Origin of the sequence: uncultured Clostridium sp. (assembly GCF_900547735.1) — a bacterium.
In the GTDB taxonomy this organism is placed as follows: Bacteria; Bacillota; Clostridia; order Lachnospirales; family Lachnospiraceae; genus Otoolea.
Genome location: NZ_URHZ01000090.1, coordinates 1 through 21,252, shown reverse-complemented (window position 1 = coordinate 21,252; position 21,252 = coordinate 1). Strand labels below are relative to the sequence as shown.

At 49.9% G+C, this 21,252-nt stretch carries 17 protein-coding genes; 13 read left to right on the top strand and 4 right to left on the bottom strand.

Going from position 1 to position 21,252, the window contains the following annotated elements; genetic code table 11:
• Window positions 1–1,346: 1,346 nt before the first annotated feature.
• Window positions 1,347–2,288 carry a radical SAM protein gene (locus QZT18_RS20700; protein WP_294151039.1) on the bottom strand — a complete coding sequence of 314 codons (942 nt, stop codon included), beginning with the start codon at window positions 2,286–2,288 and terminating at the stop codon, window positions 1,347–1,349.
• A 177-nt stretch (window positions 2,289–2,465) separates the two neighbouring features.
• Between QZT18_RS20700 and QZT18_RS20695 the strand changes: the two genes are divergently transcribed.
• Together QZT18_RS20695 and QZT18_RS20690 are read left to right on the top strand one after the other, a co-directional pair.
• Window positions 2,466–3,197: an AzlC family ABC transporter permease gene (locus QZT18_RS20695; protein ID WP_366925940.1), complete on the top strand. Its 732-nt coding sequence runs from the start codon at window positions 2,466–2,468 to the stop codon at window positions 3,195–3,197.
• Window positions 3,194–3,520: a branched-chain amino acid transporter permease gene (locus QZT18_RS20690; protein ID WP_294151037.1), complete on the top strand. Its 327-nt coding sequence runs from the start codon at window positions 3,194–3,196 to the stop codon at window positions 3,518–3,520. Before QZT18_RS20695 ends, QZT18_RS20690 begins: the two co-directional genes overlap by 4 nt.
• A 65-nt stretch (window positions 3,521–3,585) precedes the next feature.
• Here QZT18_RS20690 and QZT18_RS20685 read toward each other — a convergent pair whose 3' ends face one another.
• Window positions 3,586–3,804 carry a hypothetical protein gene (locus QZT18_RS20685; protein WP_294151035.1) on the bottom strand — a complete coding sequence of 73 codons (219 nt, stop codon included), beginning with the start codon at window positions 3,802–3,804 and terminating at the stop codon, window positions 3,586–3,588.
• A gap of 45 nt (window positions 3,805–3,849) precedes the next feature.
• Window positions 3,850–4,353: a DNA-deoxyinosine glycosylase gene (locus QZT18_RS20680; RefSeq protein ID WP_294151033.1), complete on the bottom strand. Its 504-nt coding sequence runs from the start codon at window positions 4,351–4,353 to the stop codon at window positions 3,850–3,852.
• A gap of 491 nt (window positions 4,354–4,844) precedes the next feature.
• On the opposite strand from QZT18_RS20680, the gene ftsH reads away from it, so the two are divergent.
• On the top strand, window positions 4,845–6,995 hold the full coding sequence (ftsH, locus tag QZT18_RS20675; protein ID WP_294151031.1) for an ATP-dependent zinc metalloprotease FtsH: 2,151 nt from the start codon (window positions 4,845–4,847) through the stop codon (window positions 6,993–6,995).
• Window positions 6,996–7,152: 157 nt separating this feature from the next.
• Here the strand turns inward: ftsH and QZT18_RS20670 are convergent, their stop codons facing one another.
• Window positions 7,153–8,631 (bottom strand): DUF1846 domain-containing protein, encoded by a 1,479-nt coding sequence (locus tag QZT18_RS20670; RefSeq protein WP_294151029.1) that lies wholly within the window; start codon window positions 8,629–8,631, stop codon window positions 7,153–7,155.
• A gap of 465 nt (window positions 8,632–9,096) precedes the next feature.
• Here QZT18_RS20670 and QZT18_RS20665 point away from each other — a divergent pair, with 465 nt between their 5' ends.
• From QZT18_RS20665 to QZT18_RS20620, 10 genes are all read left to right on the top strand, one after another.
• A complete protein-coding gene (locus QZT18_RS20665; RefSeq protein WP_294151027.1) occupies window positions 9,097–9,594 on the top strand; it encodes a methylated-DNA--[protein]-cysteine S-methyltransferase in 498 nt (165 codons plus the stop codon).
• Complete coding sequence (locus tag QZT18_RS20660; RefSeq protein ID WP_366925939.1) at window positions 9,594–10,901, top strand: putative glycoside hydrolase; 1,308 nt, start codon at window positions 9,594–9,596, stop codon at window positions 10,899–10,901. Before QZT18_RS20665 ends, QZT18_RS20660 begins: the two co-directional genes overlap by 1 nt.
• Window positions 10,898–11,452 carry a DUF1653 domain-containing protein gene (locus QZT18_RS20655; protein WP_294151022.1) on the top strand — a complete coding sequence of 185 codons (555 nt, stop codon included), beginning with the start codon at window positions 10,898–10,900 and terminating at the stop codon, window positions 11,450–11,452. Before QZT18_RS20660 ends, QZT18_RS20655 begins: the two co-directional genes overlap by 4 nt.
• 4 nt (window positions 11,453–11,456) lie before the next feature.
• Window positions 11,457–13,322 (top strand): excinuclease ABC subunit UvrC, encoded by a 1,866-nt coding sequence (gene uvrC / locus QZT18_RS20650; RefSeq protein ID WP_294151019.1) that lies wholly within the window; start codon window positions 11,457–11,459, stop codon window positions 13,320–13,322.
• Between the two features lie 200 nt (window positions 13,323–13,522).
• A complete protein-coding gene (gene hprK / locus QZT18_RS20645; RefSeq protein WP_294151017.1) occupies window positions 13,523–14,449 on the top strand; it encodes an HPr(Ser) kinase/phosphatase in 927 nt (308 codons plus the stop codon).
• A 25-nt stretch (window positions 14,450–14,474) separates the two neighbouring features.
• Window positions 14,475–15,386, top strand: coding sequence for a UDP-N-acetylmuramate dehydrogenase (gene murB, locus QZT18_RS20640; RefSeq protein ID WP_294151016.1), 912 nt, complete (start codon window positions 14,475–14,477; stop codon window positions 15,384–15,386).
• 63 nt (window positions 15,387–15,449) lie between these two features.
• The gene (gene rapZ / locus QZT18_RS20635; protein WP_294151015.1) at window positions 15,450–16,325 is read left to right on the top strand and encodes an RNase adapter RapZ; all 876 of its coding nucleotides are present in this window, start codon (window positions 15,450–15,452) and stop codon (window positions 16,323–16,325) included.
• Between the two features lie 10 nt (window positions 16,326–16,335).
• Window positions 16,336–17,295, top strand: a complete 960-nt coding sequence (gene whiA, locus QZT18_RS20630; protein ID WP_294151013.1) for a DNA-binding protein WhiA — start codon at window positions 16,336–16,338, stop codon at window positions 17,293–17,295.
• Window positions 17,296–17,342: 47 nt separating this feature from the next.
• Window positions 17,343–17,597 (top strand): HPr family phosphocarrier protein, encoded by a 255-nt coding sequence (locus tag QZT18_RS20625; protein WP_294151012.1) that lies wholly within the window; start codon window positions 17,343–17,345, stop codon window positions 17,595–17,597.
• 112 nt (window positions 17,598–17,709) lie between these two features.
• Window positions 17,710–21,189 (top strand): DNA polymerase III subunit alpha, encoded by a 3,480-nt coding sequence (locus QZT18_RS20620; protein ID WP_294151011.1) that lies wholly within the window; start codon window positions 17,710–17,712, stop codon window positions 21,187–21,189.
• The last annotated feature ends 63 nt before the right edge of the window (window positions 21,190–21,252 follow it).

Sequence of the window (21,252 nt, the reverse complement as noted above, 5' to 3'; positions counted from 1 at the left end):
ACTCATAACCTCCCTCTCACCATCCCGAACCCCGACCGTCCCGGCGGCGTTCTCACTCCTCAATTAAATCCCTATTTTATAAAGATAAATATAAGCTCATGACTGTCGGACTCGTGCGATATGCCGTCCATTCCCTCTTCCCATGTACAAAGGCGGGGGACAGCTTATGTATATGGTTTACCTGAAAAAAGCGTTATGATCATAGTATCAAAATCAACGGAAATAAAGGGATTACAAAATATAGATATAAAAAAGATAATACTGATAGAAAATTGGAAAGTGCTGTAAGTGTTAATCGTGCTGCTCGGGTATCGGCAGACCACCCATCAGGAGGTTTTGGAATGCATCTCCCAAATGTATTACTCATTATAGCGGAAGGAAAGAAAATTTACAAGACGCTTTTTTAATTAATTCTGCTTCCTCGATTTTTTAAAAGAACGTTTTTATGCGATGGCTTTATTGAGGCGATCCGGGGAGAAACGGACCGTGCAGCGTAAAACGCGTACGAGTAAGGAGACGGCAATGATGCGATAGTCTGATAATACTGAAAAAAATAAATAATTCTAAAAATATAGAGAAAATGCACTATAAATAATAGAATATAATAGCTTACAATGGTATAAATATAAAATAATAGGACAAAAACTGTAAAAAGTATTGACAAAACACTTGCCGATGGCTATAATAAAGACATCAAAAGAAATAAAAAATCTTTTAAAGAACCAAATCTAAGTAAAGGAGGTACGGTCCACCAAAACAGTTAAACTCGTCTGATTTATCTTTTTAAATCAGGCATAGGAAAAACAACAACCTTTAAAAAAGAAGTAAGAAAAGAAATAAAAAGTCAAACGATAAAATCTATATAAATGTCGAAGAAAAAGAGTCGGTTTAGTAATATGACGAGAAAGTATTATTAAAAAGAAGAGTATTCGGAGAAGATAATAGATACGATATGTGAAAGAAAAGTTTGATAAATAAATAAAAAGGTTGTTGGTAAAAAATTTCATATAGATGTCACTGGTAGATGTAAGAGAGGTAAAAACCAATGGACGAAATAGTTTGAAGTGGGTATCGATGAGAAATTAAGTAGTCGGTACCCACTTCTATGTTTTTGCTTTTTTTCCCCTCGCGGGAACATGGATTGAAATTAATACTTTCATTTCTTATGATTTCATCAATTATTATCAGGACTATTCCAGCTTATCCGCTTTCCTTCTGCGTTTATTTTCAATTTTTCAGCAAGTTTCCATACAGATTATCCTTATGATTCGCTTTTAAGGTTCCCCAGGGTGTTCACAGCACCGAAAGACATAAGTTTCACCTCCGGGGGCAGTTTTTACGCCCGGTTAAATTCCTTCCAGTTCAAAGGGCGGTGTGTATTCTTCCTTCGCACTGTTTTTTTCCTGCATGAATCCATCGGTCAGGCCAAGCTCTATGGCGGTATCCAGAACTTTTTGGTATTCATATGTTGTGATTCGCCGGTTGATTTCGGGATATTCACCGCTTCTGTAAAAGGGGGTATACTGGCTCATCAGACTGATCAGGAACTGTCCTTCCGGCAGATTCCGGCGGATCCAGTGCATCAGGCTGATGGAATCATCTTTATGTCCGGGCAGAACCATATGGCGTATGATAACGCCTTTTTTCATCAGCCGGCAGGCACGGCCGGTGTCCGGCTCCTGATATTCTTCGAATACCGGAGGGCCTGCCAGGCGGATCATGCGGCCGACGGCCCGTGAAGCGACTTCAAAATAGTCTTCTGCCTGGGAATACTTTTTTGAAAGAACGGGACTTAAATATTTGAGATCCGGGAGCCAGATGTCGACGAACCTGGACAGAGCATCTATGGTTTCCGGTGTCTCATAGCCGCCGCAGTTGTAGACGACGGGAATCCTCAACTCCCCTTCTACGGAGGCAAGCGCGTCGAGAACGGAGGGCAGGTATTGGGTGGCGGTCACCAGATTGATATTATGGGCGCCCTGTGCCTGAAGTTCCAGAAAAATTTCGGCGAGGCGGCCGGTGGATATTTCCCTGCCAAAACCTTCGGAACTGATTCTGTAGTTCTGGCAGAAGCAGCACCGGAGTGTACAGCCGGTGAAAAACACGGTGCCGCTTCCGCGGATACCGCTGATGCAGGGTTCCTCCCACTGATGGAGAGCCGCCCTGGCCGCGGTGATATTTGCAGGGCTCTTGCAGTAGCCCGTATGTTTAAAACGATCGATCCCGCAGCCACGCGGACAGAAATTGCAGGATTCATAACGGAATGAATGGTTGAAGTCGGATTTCATTTTCGATACTCCTATTGACATAATTATTAATCGCGGATAAAATTAAAAACTATAATATAATTTCAAGTTATACCGGCGGGAATGTTCTGTACGAAAACAGCTTGGGCATAAGACCTGTGAACAGTAACCACAGTATAACAGTATCGGAATGAAAAATAAAGTGTCGGGGATGAAAAGATGAACGGGGAGAATGACGGAAGAGAACAGAGTATGGAAAAAGAACAGGGAAGCACACTGCGCTATGTATTTCCGAAGACGGTGCCTGTCATGGTCGGATACATATTTTTAGGGACGGCTTATGGAATTTTAATGAGTGTCAATGGGTTCGGAGTCGGCTGGGCGCTGGCGATCAGTATTATCGTATATGCGGGGAGCCTGCAGTATGTGGGGATCAATCTGCTTCTGGCCGCGGTCAGCCCTCTTGCGGCATTTCTGATGGCGCTGATGGTCAATGCGCGCCACCTTTTTTACGGAATTTCCATGCTGGGAAAGTATCAGAATATGGGGAAAGCCAAACCTTATCTGATTTTCGGACTGACGGATGAAACGTTTTCCGTCGTATGCAATGAGAAGATTCCGGAGGGAATCCACGAGGAAAGGGCATATTTTCTGCTGACCTTTCTGGATCAGTGCTACTGGGTTCTGGGGACGCTCATCGGAGCGGTTGCAGGAAGCGTCATTACATTTAATACGGCAGGCCTGGATTTTGCGCTGACCGCACTCTTTGTCGTGATATTTACGGAGCAGTGGATGTCGCAGAAAAAGCATGGCCCGGCTTTGGCAGGAGTGGCATGTTCTGTGCTCTGCCTGTGGATATTCGGGCAGGATGCGTTTATCATCCCGGCGATGATTGCAATTCTTTTTGTGGTGACCGCGGGATATAAGAAAGAGGGGAGAAGCAGAGAATGAGTGACAGTTATATTTTATGGATCGTGATTGCGATGGCGGCCGGAACGGTGATTACGAGATTTCTTCCGTTTTTACTGTTTCCCCAGGGGAAAGAGATGCCTAAATATGTGGAATATCTGGGACAGACACTGCCTTATGCCACAATGGGGCTTCTGGTGGTATACTGTCTGAAGGGTGTAACACTGTTTGCCTGGCCCTTTGGACTGCCCGAATTTATTGCATCTGCGGCCGTTGCGGCGCTCCATGTATGGAAGAAGAATTCTCTTTTGAGTATTGGCGCGGGAACGGTTTTATATATGGTGCTGGTTCAGGCTGTGTTTTGAAATACAGACGGCGAAAAGAACGCATTGCGGACTTTTCGCCGTCTTTTTAAATGGGGGAGTGGGGATTAGTCTTTATCACTCTTGTTTGTTGCCCTCGGCAGGAAGTGGTAGAGCTGTTCGTAAGACGTAATCTCGCTGTCGGACTGCGGCATGGCCGGAATCAGGCCGGTGCAGTCGGTGGCGGAGCAGATATCCAGATCGAACATGGTCTCACTCTCATCGAATTCGGGGGTTTTGTCGGCGGTAACATCGGCCTTGCCGTCTGCCTTATAATTTTTTTCCATATTTCTCACCTCAGTATTATTGTGGTAAGACCGGGTAAAACTATGTCAGGAAAATAGAGGCAGATGACGATTGACGCATTCCCATGACAAAATGAGTTTTTCAAGCGATGAGGCCGCATTGGCAGGACTGGTGGAGGGAAGTTTAACGGCTTCCATCCCGGTTAGAGGGAGACAGTACTTATCATAGAGCTTCCCCGAAACGCCGCCGTTTGTATAAATCTGTTTCACAGGTGCTGCTTTAAGAATCAGGTTCAGGTTGTTGGGGACGGCGTTTTTAATGGAGCTGTCGCTGGAACCTTCGATGTCGCAGCTCTCGATTACATCCCAGACGGCAATCCGGTTCCTGAGCAGAAATGCTTTTTTCTCTTCCACGGAGACGGGAACCGGCTCTTTGCGGATGGCCGCGAGCACGGGCCAGAAGCGGTTCCTGGGGTGTCCATAGAAAAAACGGGCCTCCCGCGATTTGACGGAAGGGAAGGAGCCGAGAATTAAAATTGCGGAATGGCTGTCGAATACGGGTTCAATGCCATGGATTACGTGATTTAACATAATTTACCTCATCTTTAGCTGATAATCGATTAACATAAATACCGGCCGCGTTCAGGAGGCCGGAAACAGAAGGAAGGGTGAAAAAACAGACCTTTCCGCTTCTTGTGTACAGTCATAGTCTTTACCGCCCGGCGGCAGGCAATTCTGCTTTGGTTTGTCATTTATAACCCTGCAAATCCATTTTATCACAGATAAGCAGGGGGATAAAGGAAAACAGGGGAAATTTGCACCAAAAACAATTATTTTGTTTATAACATTTTAATATTTCAGTTCTTGATTTATAAGGAATGTCACACTATAATGGTATAGAATAGATCGAGCTGTCTCTGCCATAATCAAACCATGCATATGTCTGGCGGCGGAGATGCACTCAGGCCATAAAGAGCATGGCCTGGCGTCTGCCGGACCCGGTGAGCATCTGAGTGTGCACGAATACATCCAGCGGGGGCTATCAGGCGGATTGTAATATCTATTCGGAATGGAGAACACATATGGATAACAATAACAACCAGAATAAGAATGGTAAGAATCCCAAGGGCGGGCAAAATTACATGGTTCTTATCATTACTATGATTTTTACATTGCTCTGTGTCAGCGCGATGCATAATCTCTGGCAGCAGAGCAGGACGCAGCTTGTGCCCTACAGTGAATTTAACCAGATGTTAAAGGATGGGGAAGTGGAGTCGGTTGTCGTAAGCAGCAACAAGATTCAGATTACCCCTAAGAAGGATTCCAAGAAATACACCGGAAGCCAGAGCAAGTACGGCGGACTGATTGGAATTGAGTATTATGCAATTCCAATGTCTGACCCGGATCTCCAGGCGAAGCTGGAGAAGGCCGGTGTAGCCCAGTATGAACAGGCCCAGGTGGATGCGACGGCCAGCATTATCGTGCTGATTCTGGAATGGGTGCTGCCGATTGGTCTGATGGTTCTTCTCCTGAACTTCATGATGCGCCGGATGGGCGGCGGCAACGGTCTGATGGGCGTTGGAAAGAGCAACGCCAAGGTCTATGTCCAGAAGGAGACGGGAGTTACATTTAAGGACGTGGCCGGTGAGGATGAGGCCAAGGAATCCCTGACCGAGATTGTAGATTTCCTCCACAATCCCGGTAAATATACGAAGATTGGTGCAAAGCTGCCCAAGGGCGCTCTTCTTGTGGGCCCTCCCGGAACCGGTAAGACACTTCTTGCCAAGGCGGTAGCGGGCGAGGCGAAAGTACCGTTCTATTCCCTGTCGGGTTCCGATTTTGTGGAGATGTTCGTCGGCGTCGGAGCTTCCCGTGTCCGCGATCTGTTTAAACAGGCGCAGCAGTCCGCACCGTGTATTATTTTTATCGACGAGGTGGATGCCATTGGTAAGAGCCGTGATTCACGTCTCGGAGGCAATGATGAGAGGGAGCAGACTTTGAACCAGCTTCTCTCCGAGATGGATGGATTCGATTCCTCCAAGGGTCTTCTTGTCATGGCGGCTACAAACCGTCCTGAGATTCTCGATCCGGCGCTTTTACGTCCGGGCCGTTTTGACAGGCGTATTATCGTGGATAAACCTGACTTAAAGGGCCGTATCAATATTTTAAAGGTTCATTCCAAAGACGTGAAGCTGGATGAATCCGTTAACTTTGAAGAGATTGCACTGGCAACTTCAGGCGCGGTGGGCGCCGACCTGGCCAATATGATGAACGAGGCGGCCATCACGGCCGTTAAGCACGGCAGACACGCGGTTGCCCAGAGCGATCTGTTTGAGGCCGTGGAGTTAGTATTAGTGGGCAAGGAGAAGAAGGACAGAATTCTCAGCAAGGAAGAGCGCCGTATCGTTTCCTACCACGAGGTAGGCCATGCGCTGGTGAGCGCCCTTCAGAAGGATGCGGAGCCGGTTCAGAAGATTACGATTGTACCTAGGACAATGGGCGCACTCGGTTATGTTATGCACGTTCCCGAGGAAGAGAAATACCTCAATACGGAGAAAGAGATACGCGCCATGCTGGTCGGATATCTGGCAGGACGTGCGGCGGAAGAAATCGTATTCGATACGGTTACGACCGGTGCATCCAATGATATCGAGCAGGCTACGAGAATCGCCAGAGCCATGATCACCCAGTACGGTATGTCGAAGAAATTCGGCCTGATGGGCCTTGAAACCAGAGAAAACCAGTATTTAAACGGCCGCACCGTACTGAATTGCAGTGATGTGACGGCGGCTGAGATCGACCAGGAGGTTATGGGCATTCTCAAGGATTCCTATGCGGAGGCTAAGAGGCTTCTTCTTGAAAACAGGGATGTTATGGATAAGATTGCCGCTTTCCTGATTGAGAAGGAGACGATCACGGGCAAAGAATTTATGCAGATTTTCCGTAAGGTGAAGGGACTTCCTGAGCCGGAGGAGAAAAAGAGTGAAGCAGCCGATGCCGACGGCAGTGAAAGCAAAACAGATGCACCGGATGTGGCGTCTGATACAAAACCGGCTGAAAATGCCGGGAGCGTAGAAGAGGTTGAGACGGCCGAAAACACACGGCAGACGGAAGCTTCCGACAGACCGGAAGCAGGCGGGGAGACGGAGACTGTTGCAGAAAACGGAAAGAACGAACCGGAGACAGAGGGTTCGGACACACCGGCGGCAGAGAATGAGACAAGAGAAATTTAAAATTAGAACAGGGATTTAAAGATAGGACGGAAGTTTAAAGATACAACGGCAATTGAAAGCCGGAACAGAGGATTAAAAAAAACAGGCCTGAATGTGATTCGGGCCTGTTTCTTTAATTCATCCGGCAGTTCCATGACGCCGTCCGGTTTTATAAAGTTTAATGGTACAGTCTGTTATGTTCATATACAGGTTCCGACGTAAGTCCGATTCCCAGCTTCTGGAAGGTTTTGATATCAACTTCCGACAGCATGACGGAGGTATGGACCTGGCAGTGTTTCAGCTTGGGAAGCTGTTCCAGGGCGATCTGCGCATTTTTGTCGGTTGCGGCACACATGGAGAGGGCAATGAGGACCTCGTCCGTGTGGAGGCGCGGGTTTTTGCTGCCGAGATAATCGACCTTCAGCTTCTGGATTGGCTCGATGGCGGTCGGTGAAATCAGATGCGTGCCGTGAGGGATATTCCCCAGGGCCTTTACTGCATTGAGCAGAAGAGCGGCGGAGGCGCCCAGCAGGTTGGACGTCTTGCCTGTCTCTATCCTTCCGTCCGGCAGTTCGATGGCGGCAGCGGGAGCGCCTTCCCTCTCGGCCTCGGCCAGGGCGGCAGGAACCACCTTACGCATCTCGGTGGAGATTTTAGCCTGTTTCATCAGAAGTTCAATCTTATAAACTTCCTCCTTGCTGCCTTCTTCCTTGGCAACGCGGTTCAAAGCCTGGTAATAGCGCCGGATAATCTCCTGTTTGGAAGCTTCGCAGCAGACCTCGTCGTCAAAAATACAATTTCCGGCCATGTTCACTCCCATGTCCGTTGGAGACTTATAAGGGTTATCTCCATAGATTCCCTCAAAAATAGCGCTGAGCACCGGGAAAATTTCAATGTCGCGGTTATAATTGACCGTTGTCACCCCATATGCTTCTAAATGGAAGGGGTCGATCATATTGACATCGTTCAAATCTGCGGTAGCAGCCTCATAAGCCAGGTTAACCGGGTGCTTAATCGGAATATTCCAGATTGGGAACGTCTCGAATTTGGCATAACCGGCCTTGATGCCGCGTTTATTCTCATGATAAAGCTGAGACAGGCAGGTAGCCATCTTCCCGCTTCCCGGCCCGGGAGCGGTCACGATCACGAGAGGTTTGGAGGTTTCGATGTAATCATTCTTACCGTACCCTTCATCGCTCACAATCAGCGGCACATTGCCGGGATAACCGTCGATCGTATAGTGGCGGTAAACACGGATTTCCATATGTTCCAGTTTCTTCTTAAATGTGTCGGCGCTGGCCTGCCCGGAATAGTGGGTAATCACGACACTGCCCACATAGAGCCCTTTATCCGTAAAAGCCTGGATGAGGCGGAGTACGTCCACGTCATAAGTAATGCCGAGATCAGAGCGGATTTTATTCTTCTCAATATCCGCAGCACTGATGGCAATTACAATCTCAGCCTGATCAGCCAGTTGCAGCAGCATCCGAAGCTTACTGTCGGGAGCAAATCCCGGCAGAACCCTGGAAGCATGAAAATCATCAAACAGCTTCCCGCCGAACTCGAGATAAAGCTTATCCCCAAACTGATCAATACGCTCGCGGATGTGATCCGACTGCGTCTTCAGATATTTGTCATTGTCAAAACCTAATTTCATAACGTCCCATCCTTATCTATAAGTAATATTTTAAAATACAAACCCATCCTATTATCCTACAAAAAAGAGGATTTGAGTAGGGGGAAAATGAAAAAAGTTAAAAAAAGTGCGGAAAACGGCGGAAAAGTTATAGAAAGTGATAGAAAAACGAGTTGGGGCTGGAAAAGGTGGGGGGGAGGGTGGTATAATATGCGCGTAGGCAATGAGCCGGGTGAACAGAGAAATAAGTAAGTTCCCGAACGGGAGCTCGTTCCCGTTCGGGAACTTACTTATTTCTCTGTCCACAGGGCGAAGCCCGTGAGTCAGGAAAGCGGAGCTTTCCTGACTCACCACCCGGCCCAGTAGTGAAATGCGATCCCGGCATTTTCCATCCCTGGAATCCAGAAACACCTTTACCGGGCATCTTGTCCCGCCCCACCCCAGTCACCCTTCCACCCCCTCATTCCAAGAAAGAAGGTCTCCCCCATGCGATACACAATCCAAATCGAAACCCCGATCGGCCCGCTCCTCCTTGCAGAGGAAAACAATGCCTTAGCCGAGATATCATTCGCTGTTAAAGAACCGAAAACCTTCCAGGCCGGCCGTCAGGCGGAGTCTGTAGAACAGGAGACACCACTGCTTTTGGAGACAAAGCGCCAATTGGAAGAATATTTTGCCGGAACGCGAAGGACATTTGACATCCCGCTCTCGATGCGTGGAACCTCGTTCCAGAAACAGGTCTGGGATCAGCTTCTTACGGTTCCGTACGGAGAGACAACCACATATGGAGAGATAGCAGCCAAAATTGGAAATCCGAGAGCCGGCCGTGCGGTCGGCATGGCGAACCACCATAATCCAATCCCGATCATTGTGCCGTGCCACCGAGTAATCGGCGCCGACGGCCGCCTGACCGGATACGGCGGAGGACTGCCGATTAAAGAAAAGCTCCTCGAATTAGAACAGAAGCACAGGGGAACCAAGTGATGAGAAAGTGGCTGATTTTAAGCATGTGCGCCTGTCTGCTGACCGGGTGCACACGGTATAACCCGGCGGAAATGCCGGATATCGTCCAGGAAGAGACGGAATCCGGCGCGGCGGGAAATCCTGCATCGGGCAGTGATGCCGTAAAAGGCGGCTCCGTTGAAACAGGAGCCGATGGAGAGCAGGGCCGGGCAGACCGGACACCGGAAAACTCCAAAAACGGGGAGAACGTTCCCAAGGGTCCGCTGGCGGTCAAGCTTGAGAAGATTCTTAAGATTACCGACGGGGATGATCTCCTTGATCAGCGCGAACCCGTAAAAGTAAAAGGCATCTATGTTTCCGCCTACGTGGCAGGGAACGAAAAGATGATGGACAATATTATAAAGCAGATCGATGCGACGGAACTGAATGCGGTAGTCATAGATTTCAAAAACGACGACGGCCGCATTACCGCGCCCACGGATTCGGAGATGTTCAGCGAGATAGACGCATGTAAAGCTTATATTCCGGATCTGGAAGCACTGCTTCAAAAACTGAAAGAACACGATATTTACACGATAGCCCGGATTGTAGCCTTTAAAGATCCCTATCTGGCGGAGAAAAAGCCGGAGTGGAGCCTGAAAAAGGCGGACGGTTCCCTCTACAGGGATAAAAAAGGCCTGGCCTGGGTAAACCCATACAGACAGGAAGTTTGGGATTACCTGGTGGAAGCGGGGACGAAGGCGGCCGATGCCGGTTTCGATGAGATACAGTTTGACTATATCCGTTTTGCCACCGACTCCACGATGCGCGAGGTAGTGTTCGACGAGGAGGAGACGAAAGGGCGTTCCAAGACGGATATCATTGCAGAGTTTACCGAATATGCCTTTGACAAGCTGACGCCTCTCGGAGTATTCGTATCCGCCGATGTTTTCGGCGCAATCATCGGGAGCGAGGAGGACGCCGGCGCGGTAGGCCAGATTTACGGCGAGATGGCGCAGAACCTGGATTATATCTGTCCGATGATTTACCCGTCCCACTACGGTGACGGCAACTTCGGGCTGGATCACCCGGATATGCATCCCTACGAGACAATTCTCGGGGCGCTCAAGAAGTCCGAGGCCGAGCTTTCAACCTATCCTGAGGAGGAACGCCAGGCAATTGTCCGTCCGTGGCTCCAGGACTTTACGGCGACTTATCTGAAACATCACATTAAATATGGCAACGAAGAGATACGCAGGCAGATCCAGGCCGTATACGATGCGGGATACGAGGAATGGATTCTGTGGAATGCATCAAACAACTATCATTACGGAGGACTTGAACAATGAATGCAGTTCCAAAACCAGGTGAATTTTACAGACACTTTAAAAACAAAATGTACCAGATCATGGCGGTGGCAAACCACTCGGAGACCGGTGAAAAGATGGTGGTTTACCAGGCGCTCTACGGAGATTACAGCGTCTGGGTCCGCCCGCTTGCCATGTTTATGGAAGAGGTGGACAGAAGCAAATATCCGGATGTTGTGCAGAAATACAGATTCGAGCGGGTATTTCCCGGACAGGGACAGGATGCCCCGAATCATGCCGCAGGGACGGCTGAAAACCCGGTTTCGGACAGGGAAATGCACCCGTACACCAGACCGGAGGAGGCTGCCGTCAGCCCGATGCTTTTAGAGTTTCTGGACACGGAGTCTTTTGAGGAGCGGCTCGCCATCCTTCAGCGGATGAAGGGCAGGGTAGGGCAGAGAGAGGTAGACAGTCTGTGCCTGTGCCTGGACGCGAAACCGTCCGACGGGACCGTCGAGGAGCAGCTTGACGGATTGAAACAGTATCTGAGAATGCAGCAGAGATACGACGCATCCAGACTGCGCCGGGGATAAGAAAATGTTTAATATTGAAGAAGAACTGAAAAAACTTCCGGCCCAGCCGGGAGTTTATATTATGCATGACATAAAAGACGAAATTATCTATGTGGGAAAAGCCATCAGCCTGAAAAACCGCGTGCGCCAGTATTTCCAAAGCAGCCGGAACAAGACGTCCAAGATAGAGCAGATGGTGTCGAGGATTGCCAGGTTTGAGTATATTGTGACCGACTCGGAGCTGGAAGCGCTCGTGTTAGAGTGCAACCTGATCAAGGAACACAGGCCCCGTTACAACACCATGCTGAAGGATGACAAGACCTATCCTTACATCAAAGTGACGGTGGCGGAGGATTATCCCAGGATCCTGTTTTCCCGCATTATGAAGAAAGATAAGAATAAATATTTCGGACCGTTTACCAGCGCCGGGGCCGTTAAGGACACGATTGAGCTGATCCATAAGATTTACCATATCAGGACCTGCACGAGAAAGCTGCCCCAGGACATCGGGAAGGACAGGCCCTGCCTGTATTACCATATCCACCAGTGCGACGCCCCCTGTCAGGGTTATATTTCACAGGAGGAATACCAGCAGTCCGTAAAACGGGCCCTGGATTTCCTGGGCGGGAAGTATGAACCGGTGATGAAATATTTGGAAGACAGGATGATGGCCGCCTCGGAGGAGATGGAGTTTGAGAAGGCCATCGAGTACAGGGAACTGCTTGGCAGCGTCAGGAAAGTGGCGCAGAAACAGAAGATTACCAGCCAGAGTATGGATGATCGTGATATCATCGCCATGGCAAAGGACGACAGGGATGCGGTGGTCCAGGTATTCTTTGTCAGGGACGGCCGCCTGATCGGCAGGGAACATTTCCACATGTCTATTTCCTCGGCCGAGGAGGACCGGCAGATTTTAAACAGCTTTGTCAAACAGTTCTATGCCGGGACACCGTTTATTCCGCATGAGATCTGGGTGCAGGAGGAGCTGGAGGACGAGGAGGTCATCAGCAGTTTCCTGACATCGAGAAGAGGGCAGAAGGTAAAAATCGTTGTTCCGAAGAAGGGCAGCAAGGAACAGCTCGTGGAGCTGGCCGAAAAGAATGCGAAAATGGTTCTTTCCCAGGATAAAGAGAAGATTAAGAGGGAGGAACTGCGCACCATCGGGGCCATGAACCAGGTGGGGGAATGGATTGGTTTAAAAGGCGTCAAGAGGATAGAGGCCTATGATATTTCCAATATCAGCGGTTTTGAGTCGGTCGGTTCCATGATCGTTTATGAAGACGGCAGGCCGAAGAGGAATGATTACAGGAAGTTCCGCATAAAAACTGTTAAAGGACCCAATGATTATGCCTCCATGAGAGAGGTGCTGACACGCCGTTTTTCACACGGACTGGAGGAGGCGGAAAAACTGAAGGCGGAGGGCGGCGATGCGGCCTTCGGAAGCTTTACCAGATTTCCGGACCTGATCATGATGGACGGCGGAAGAGGACAGGTAAACATTGCCCTGGAGGTGCTTGAGAGCCTGCGGATCGTGATTCCGGTATGCGGTATGGTCAAGGATGACAACCACAGGACGCGGGGACTCTATTATAACAATGTGGAGATACCGATCGATCATCATTCGGAGGGATTCCGGCTGATTACAAGAATACAGGATGAGGCCCACCGTTTTGCGATTGAATATCACAGGAGCCTGCGCAGCAAGGAACAGGTGCGCTCCGTTCTGGATGATATAAAGGGAATCGGACCCGCCAGACGGAAAGCGCTGATGCGTCATTTTAAGACGATTGAAGCGGTCAGGGACGCGGGAGTCGAGGAACTGGCCGGAGCGCCGCAGATGAACCGGAACGCAGCCGAGGCCGTATATAATTTCTTCCACGGAGAAGAATAAGTGAAACGGTTTTTAGTCCGCCGCACACTGTTTTGTGCAGGCTGTAAAACAGGAACGGGGAGGGAAGCGGAACCGTCCTGCCGCAGTTGATGACAAGCGGTAAAAGTTGTGATAGGATAAAGGAAAGATTTCATAGCTGCCGTACACGGCGTGAGCGGCAGAATTCTGAAAAAATGCCACAGAGAAGGAGAATGAGGACCATGTATGGAGTTACGATTACGGAACTGATAGAGAAACTGGGGCTTCGAAATATGACAATGGAGCTGGATACCGACGCGATTGTGCTGGTGCATCCGGATGTAAACCGTCCGGCTTTGCAGCTGACCGGATTTTTTGACCATTTTGACAAGGACCGCGTCCAGATTATCGGGTATGTGGAGCACGCTTATCTCGATAAGCTGACGGCGGAGCGCCGCCATGAGGTTTATGACGCCCTGATTTCCAGCCAGATTCCCTGCCTTCTTTACAGCCGGGGCATGATGCCGGATGAGGATGTGCTGGAGCTCTGCAACCACTATGAGGTTCCATGCATGGTTTCGGAGAAGACGACATCGGATCTGATGGCGGAAATCATCCGCTGGCTCAATGTCAAGCTGGCTCCGATGATCAGCATCCATGGGGTGCTGGTGGACGTATTCGGTGAGGGCGTCCTGATTATGGGAGAGAGCGGGATTGGCAAGAGCGAGGCCGCCCTGGAGCTGATTAAGAGGGGACACCGCCTTGTCAGCGACGACGTGGTGGAGATACGGCGCGTCAGCGACGAGACGCTCATCGGCTCAGCGCCCGACATCACCAGGCATTTTATTGAACTTCGCGGCATAGGTATCATTGACGTGAAAACACTGTTCGGTGTTGAGAGCGTTAAGGATACCCAGTCCATCGACATGGTAATCAAACTGGAAGAGTGGGACAGAGAGAGAGAGTATGACAGACTTGGGATGGAAGACCAGTATACGGAATTCCTCGGCAACAAGGTAGTCTGCCATTCCATTCCGATCCGTCCCGGCAGAAATCTTGCCATTATCGTGGAATCGGCGGCTGTCAATTACAGACAGAAGAAGATGGGGTATAATGCGGCCAGGGAGCTTTACAACCGCGTCCAGGCCAACCTCGCGAGAAAAGATTGAAAACAGAAAACAGGCAGGATATAACATGAATGATTTTTTTGAAAGACTTTGTCTGGCGGCAGGAGACGGCCAGGCGAAAAAAGACGAGATGATGAGCGGACATACCACATTCCGCGTGGGAGGACCGGCATCCTATTTCGTGTCGCCGGCCGGTGATGAGGCGCTGAAGAATGTGCTTCTTCTCTGCCGGGAGGAACAGATGCCGTATTATATACTAGGCAACGGAAGCAATCTTCTGGTCAGTGATAAAGGCTATGACGGCGTCATGATTCTGATGGGAGAGAGCTTTTCGGAGATCCGGGAGGATGAGCCGTGTGAGATTACGGCCGGCGCAGGTGCGCTGCTTTCCAGGATTGCCAAAGAGGCAATGGAGCGTTCGCTGACCGGTTTTGAATTTGCAGCCGGAATTCCCGGAACATTGGGCGGCGCGGCGGTCATGAATGCCGGAGCCTACGACGGAGAGATGAAGGATGTCTTAAAGTCGGTCAGGGTCATGGAGAAATCGGGCCGGATTCTTACGCTCACCCGGGATGAACTGGATCTGGGCTACCGCCATAGCTGTATCCCGGAGAGGGAATACATCGTCCTTTCCGCCGTTATTTCCCTGAAGAAGGGCGATAAGGAGAAAATTCAGGAAAAGATGGCCGAACTGGCGAAAAAAAGGCGCGATAAGCAGCCGCTTGAATATCCGAGTGCGGGAAGCACCTTCAAAAGGCCGGCCGGGTATTTTGCCGGAAAGCTGATAGACGATGCGGGAATGCGGGGCTGCCGCGAAGGCGGCGCACAGGTTTCCGAGAAGCACTGCGGCTTTGTCATCAACCGCGGGGAGGCTACGGCGGAAGATATCCGTTCCCTGTGCCGTTTAGTGCAGAAGAAAGTGAAAGAGACATCAGGGGTAGACCTGGAGACGGAAGTACGTATGATAGGCTGGGAGTGATCCTGTTCACTCATGGCCAATAACACGCTTCGCGATGCACAGGAACGACAGAAGGAGAAAAAAATGCGGCTTGTAATTGTTACCGGAATGTCGGGAGCAGGGAAGACAGCGGCTCTCAAAATGCTTGAAGATATGGGATTCTACTGCGTTGATAACCTGCCGATTCCGCTTGTCGGCAAGTTTGCCGAGCTGGTGGAGAGCAGCAGCGGAGATATCAGAAGCGGCGCGCTGGGAATCGACGTCAGGAGCGGTGAGGAGCTGTGCGAACTTGAAAAGACGCTGTGCGAATGGGATCGGCTTAAATTTCCCTATGAGATTCTGTTTCTGGATGCCAGCGATGAAATCCTGATTAAGAGATATAAGGAAACAAGGAGATCACACCCTCTGGCAGGCACCCAGCGGCTGGACCGCGGGATTGCCAAAGAGAGGGAGAAGCTGAAGTTTTTAAAAATACGCGCGGATTACATACTGGATACCAGCAAGCTTCTGACAAGGGAGCTGAGGGTGGAACTTGAGAAAATTTTTGTGGATCATGAAAGATTTTCCAGCCTGTTTGTGACAGTGCTGAGTTTTGGATTTAAATATGGAATTCCTTCCGATGCGGATCTCGTTTTCGACGTCCGTTTCCTGCCGAATCCTTACTATGACGACGCTCTTCGTTACCTGACCGGTAACGAGGAGGAGGTTCAGGAATTCGTGAAGCAGGGAGGAACTGCCGATATTTTCCTTGATAAGCTTTATGATATGATTGGCTTTCTTCTGCCATACTATGTTCAGGAGGGGAAAAACCAGCTGGTCATCGCCGTCGGCTGTACCGGAGGAAAACACCGCTCCGTCACCATCGCAAACATGCTGTATGATAAACTTGAAAGCCATAGGGATATCGGACTTAAGATAGAACACAGGGACATTGAAAACGATAGTAAGGTTAAGAAATAGAGGTGGAGAGATGTCATTTTCTTCCCGCGTGAAAGAGGAACTGTCACGGCAGATCAGCTCTGCCAGACACTGCCAGATAGCGGAAATTGCCGCTATTTTAAGCCTGTGCGGCAAAGTTCACATTGATGAAGAGGATCATTACAGCATCCGTATCCACACGGAAAATGTGGCGGTTGCGAGAAAATACTTTACATTATTGAAAAAAGCATTTAATATAGGAACTGATATTTCTATCCGGAGAAACGCTTTCCTGAAAAAGAACAGGACTTATACGGTGGTAATACGGAAACACGAAGACGCGATCCGCGTTCTGGAGGCCTGCAAGCTTCTGGATGAACACGGGGAAGTTTGGGAAAATTTATCCGTAGTGAAGAATCTGGTTGTCCAGAATCCGTGCTGCCGCAGGGCGTTTATCAGAGGAGCATTTCTGGCGGCGGGATCCATCAGTGATCCGGAAAAGTTTTATCATTTTGAGATTGTCTGCGCTTCGGTGGAGAAGGCGGAACAGCTCAGAGCCATGATAGCAACTTTCTCAATTGATGCGAAAATAGTTGTCAGGAAGAAGTATTTTGTGGTATATATAAAAGAAGGAAGTCAGATTGTGGAGATTCTTGGCGTGATGGAAGCACATGTAGCCCTGATGGATCTGGAGAATATCAGGATTCTGAAGGAGATGAGAAACAGTGTGAACCGCCAGGTGAACTGCGAGACGGCCAATATTAACAAAACAGTTTCGGCTGCTGTAAAGCAGTTGGGGGATATTACGTACATCCGGGATACAGTGGGTCTTGATTATCTGCCGGAAACACTGGCAGAGATTGCTGAGGTCAGGCTGGACAGGCCGGATGCGACGCTAAAGGAATTAGGAGAGAGTCTGGATCCCCAGGTGGGTAAATCCGGAGTAAACCATCGGCTTAGAAAGATCAGTACAATCGCAGAGAACCTGAGAGCACAGAAGGAACAGGTATAAGGAAGAAAGCGATGGCGTAAGTTCTTTTGGAAGATGAGGAGGATATTATGAAGAGTAAGGAAATCACAATTCAACTTGAATCAGGTCTGGAAGCAAGACCAGTCGCTATGCTGGTTCAGGTTGCCAGCCAGTATGCCAGCAGCATCTATCTGATAGACGGAGATAAAAATATCAATGCCAAAAGTATCATGGGCATGATGACTCTCAGGCTGCAGGCGGGAGATGAAGTTATGGTGCGGGCCGACGGCGAGGATGAAGATACGGCAATTGAAGGAATAGAAAAATATCTGACGAACAGTTAATTTTACAGTAGGGGCTGCTGCAGGGAAACCATTGCAGCAGCCTTTTTAAATCAGCGGCGTACGGCCTGCAGGGGGCTGCATCGGAAACGCCGCGGGAAAGGAGAACAGGGGAGTGGCATTTACTCATCTGCATGTGCATACGGAATACAGTCTGCTGGATGCGTCCAGTAAGATAAAGGAACTGACGGCCAGGGCCAAGGAGCTGGGAATGGACAGCCTGGCTATCACCGATCATGGTGTTATGTACGGAGTGATCGATTTTTACCGGGCGGCCAGGGAAGTGGGCATTAAGCCGATTATCGGCTGTGAGATTTATGTGGCGCCGGGCTCGCGTCTGGATCGTGAGAATGTGAACGGGGAGGATCGGTACTACCACCTGATTCTCCTGGCGGAAAATAATGTGGGCTATCAGAACCTGATGAAGATTGTTTCAAAAGGTTTTGTGGAAGGTTTTTATTATAAACCGAGAGTTGATTATGAGGTGTTAAGCCAGTTCAGCGAGGGAATCATCTGCCTCAGCGCCTGCCTGGGCGGTGAGGTGCAGCGTTACCTCTCCCGCGGGATGTATGAGGAGGCGTGCAAATCGGCCCTCAGGTATCAGGAGATTTTCGGAAAGGGGAACTTCTTTCTGGAACTTCAGGATCACGGGATACCGGCCCAGAAAACGGTGAACCAGGGGCTTTTACGCATGAGCCAGGAACTGGATATTCCGCTGACCGCTACAAACGACTGCCATTACATTTATAAAGAAGATGTGGAGTCACACGATATACTCCTCTGTATCCAGACGGGGAAAAAGGTGGCCGATGAAAACAGAATGAGGTATGAGGGCGGCCAGTTTTACTTAAAATCGGAGGAGGAAATGAGAAACATCTTCCCATACGCCGCCGATGCATTGGACAACACCCATAAGATAGCCGAACGCTGTAACGTGGAAATCGAGTTCGGTGTGACGAAACTGCCTCAGTTCGATGTACCGGAGGGATATACCTCATGGGAATACCTGCAGAAGCTTTGCTTTGACGGTTTTAACAAACATTACCCGGACGACGACGGGACGCTGAAGGAAAGGCTCGAATATGAGCTGGGCGTCATAAAGTCCATGGGATACGTGGACTATTTCCTGATAGTCTGGGATTTTATCCATTTTGCAAAAGTACATGACATCATGGTCGGACCGGGGCGCGGTTCCGCGGCCGGAAGTATTGTGGCGTACAGCCTGGGCATTACCGATATTGATCCCATCCGCTATCAGCTTCTCTTTGAGCGTTTCCTGAACCCGGAGAGAGTTTCGATGCCTGATATCGATATCGACTTCTGCTTCGAGCGCAGGCAGGAAGTCATTGATTACGTGGTAAGCAAATACGGTAAGGACAGGGTGGTGCAGATTGTCACCTTCGGTACGCTGGCCGCCAAGGGTGTGGTCCGCGACGTAGGACGCGTGCTGGATATGCCCTATGCCAAGTGCGACTCAATTGCCAAGATGATTCCGGGTGACCTGGGAATGACGCTGGACAAGGCGTTAAAAGCCAGCCCCGATCTCCGCAATGCCTATCAGGAGGATGAGGAAGTCAAATACCTGATCGACATGAGCCGGAGGCTGGAGGGACTTCCGCGGCATACTTCCATGCATGCCGCGGGCGTTGTAATCAGTAAGGCGTCGGTGGACGAGTATGTGCCTCTTTCCAGGGCGGCCGATGGTTCCATCACGACCCAGTTTACGATGACGACGCTGGAGGAGCTTGGACTTTTAAAGATGGACTTCCTGGGCCTGCGTACCCTGACGGTGATCCAGAACGCGGTCCGTCTGGCCGAGAGGACATGCAATAAGACAATCGATCTCTACGAGATTGATTATAATGATAAGAACGTGCTGAATTCCATCGGAACGGGAAAGAACGACGGCGTATTCCAGCTCGAGAGCTCCGGTATGAAGAGCTTCATGAAGGAGCTGAAACCGGAGAACCTGGAAGACATCATAGCCGGTATCTCCCTCTACCGTCCGGGCCCGATGGACTTTATCCCGAGATACTTAAAGGGAAAGAACGACAAGCAGTCCATCACCTATGAGTGCCCGCAGTTAGAGCCGATTCTGGCGCCGACTTACGGCTGTATCGTATATCAGGAGCAGGTAATGCAGATCGTTCGGGATTTGGCCGGATATACGCTCGGACGAAGTGATCTGGTGCGGCGCGCCATGTCGAAGAAAAAAGGCTCCGTCATGGAGAAGGAACGCCAGAACTTTGTTTACGGCAATGAGGAGGAAGGCGTTAAGGGCTGTATTGCCAACGGAATCGACGAGAAGACGGCAAACCACATTTATGATGAGATGATAGATTTTGCAAAGTATGCGTTTAATAAGTCGCATGCGGCGGCCTATGCGGTAGTCTCCTACCAGACCGCCTATCTGAAATATTACTATCCGGTTGAGTTCATGGCCGCTCTTATGACGTCGGTCAAGGATAACGTTTCCAAGGTGTCCGAGTATATTATGGCCTGCCGCCAGATGGGAATGAAGATTGTGCCTCCCGACATCAACGAGGGAGAGGGCGGTTTCTCCGTTTCCGGCGGTTCCATCCGCTACGGTCTGTCCGCGATCAAGAGTATCGGCCAGTCCGTTGTGGAGGAGATCGTGAGGGAGCGCCAGGAGAGAGGTTTTTATAAGAGCCTGGAAGACTTTGTGGACCGGATGAGCAGCAAAGAGGTAAACAAGCGGACGCTGGAAAGCTTTATCAAATCGGGCGCCATGGATTCGCTGCCCGGTACGAGAAAACAGAAATTCCTTGTTTCGGCCCAGCTTCTGGACCAGAAGAACAAGGAAAAGAAAAATTCCATGGAAGGGCAGATGTCCATGTTTGACATCGTGGCCGAGGAGGAAAAGGAAGATTTCCAGATTACGTTCCCGAATGTCGGGGAATATACCAAGGAGGAACTTCTGGCATTTGAGAAGGAAATGCTGGGCGTTTACATCAGCGGCCATCCCATGGAGGCCTATATCGGCCTGTGGGAGAAGAATGTGACGGCCAAGACCTCCGACTTTATTGTAGATGAGGAGACCGGTGAGGCGGAAATCAGGGACGGCGCATTTGTGACCATCGGCGGCATGGTGACGGCCAAGACGGTAAAAACCACGAGAAATAATAAGATGATGGCTTTTGTGACGATAGAGGATCTGGCCGGAAGCGTGGAAGTCCTTGTGTTCCCAAGGGATTACGAAAAGAAACGGCAGTTCCTGGAGCAGGACGCCAAGATATTTATTACCGGCAAGGCGTCCATCGGCGATGATCCGGTAGGGAAGCTGATCTGCGAACAGGTAGTCCCGTTTGACGCCGTCCCAAGGGAAGTGTGGCTTCAGTACCCCGATAAGGAAACGTATTTTTCCAGTGAGCAGGAACTCCTCAATATGCTCAGGGGATATGAGGGCAGCGACCAGGTGATTGTCTATCTGGGAAAGGAAAAAGCCAAAAAGGCGCTTCCGCGGAACTGGAATGTGGAGGCGAAGGAAGAACTTCTGGCCGCTCTCCGGGAGAAGCTGGGGGAAAAGAACGTAAAGGTGATTGAGAAGACGATTGATAAGGCGGCAAGGAGATAGAGGGGGAGTTAGTTGAGATGCGAGGACGCCTCTGTAAGACGGCGGACGGGGGAGTGGGAGGGT

Excerpts from the sequence above, each read along its gene's own strand:
- murB (WP_294151016.1), top strand. The coding sequence starts at position 14,475 with ATGAATGATTTTTTTGAAAGACTTTGTCTGGCGGCAGGAGACGGCCAG.
- QZT18_RS20680 (WP_294151033.1), bottom strand. The coding sequence starts at position 4,353 with ATGTTAAATCACGTAATCCATGGCATTGAACCCGTATTCGACAGCCAT.
- QZT18_RS20690 (WP_294151037.1), top strand. The coding sequence starts at position 3,194 with ATGAGTGACAGTTATATTTTATGGATCGTGATTGCGATGGCGGCCGGA.
- QZT18_RS20655 (WP_294151022.1), top strand. The coding sequence starts at position 10,898 with ATGAATGCAGTTCCAAAACCAGGTGAATTTTACAGACACTTTAAAAAC.
- QZT18_RS20665 (WP_294151027.1), top strand. The coding sequence starts at position 9,097 with ATGCGATACACAATCCAAATCGAAACCCCGATCGGCCCGCTCCTCCTT.
- QZT18_RS20625 (WP_294151012.1), top strand. The coding sequence starts at position 17,343 with ATGAAGAGTAAGGAAATCACAATTCAACTTGAATCAGGTCTGGAAGCA.
- hprK (WP_294151017.1), top strand. The coding sequence starts at position 13,523 with ATGTATGGAGTTACGATTACGGAACTGATAGAGAAACTGGGGCTTCGA.
- QZT18_RS20695 (WP_366925940.1), top strand. The coding sequence starts at position 2,466 with ATGAACGGGGAGAATGACGGAAGAGAACAGAGTATGGAAAAAGAACAG.
- whiA (WP_294151013.1), top strand. The coding sequence starts at position 16,336 with ATGTCATTTTCTTCCCGCGTGAAAGAGGAACTGTCACGGCAGATCAGC.
- QZT18_RS20685 (WP_294151035.1), bottom strand. The coding sequence starts at position 3,804 with ATGGAAAAAAATTATAAGGCAGACGGCAAGGCCGATGTTACCGCCGAC.
- QZT18_RS20660 (WP_366925939.1), top strand. The coding sequence starts at position 9,594 with ATGAGAAAGTGGCTGATTTTAAGCATGTGCGCCTGTCTGCTGACCGGG.
- uvrC (WP_294151019.1), top strand. The coding sequence starts at position 11,457 with ATGTTTAATATTGAAGAAGAACTGAAAAAACTTCCGGCCCAGCCGGGA.
- QZT18_RS20670 (WP_294151029.1), bottom strand. The coding sequence starts at position 8,631 with ATGAAATTAGGTTTTGACAATGACAAATATCTGAAGACGCAGTCGGAT.
- ftsH (WP_294151031.1), top strand. The coding sequence starts at position 4,845 with ATGGATAACAATAACAACCAGAATAAGAATGGTAAGAATCCCAAGGGC.
- rapZ (WP_294151015.1), top strand. The coding sequence starts at position 15,450 with ATGCGGCTTGTAATTGTTACCGGAATGTCGGGAGCAGGGAAGACAGCG.
- QZT18_RS20700 (WP_294151039.1), bottom strand. The coding sequence starts at position 2,288 with ATGAAATCCGACTTCAACCATTCATTCCGTTATGAATCCTGCAATTTC.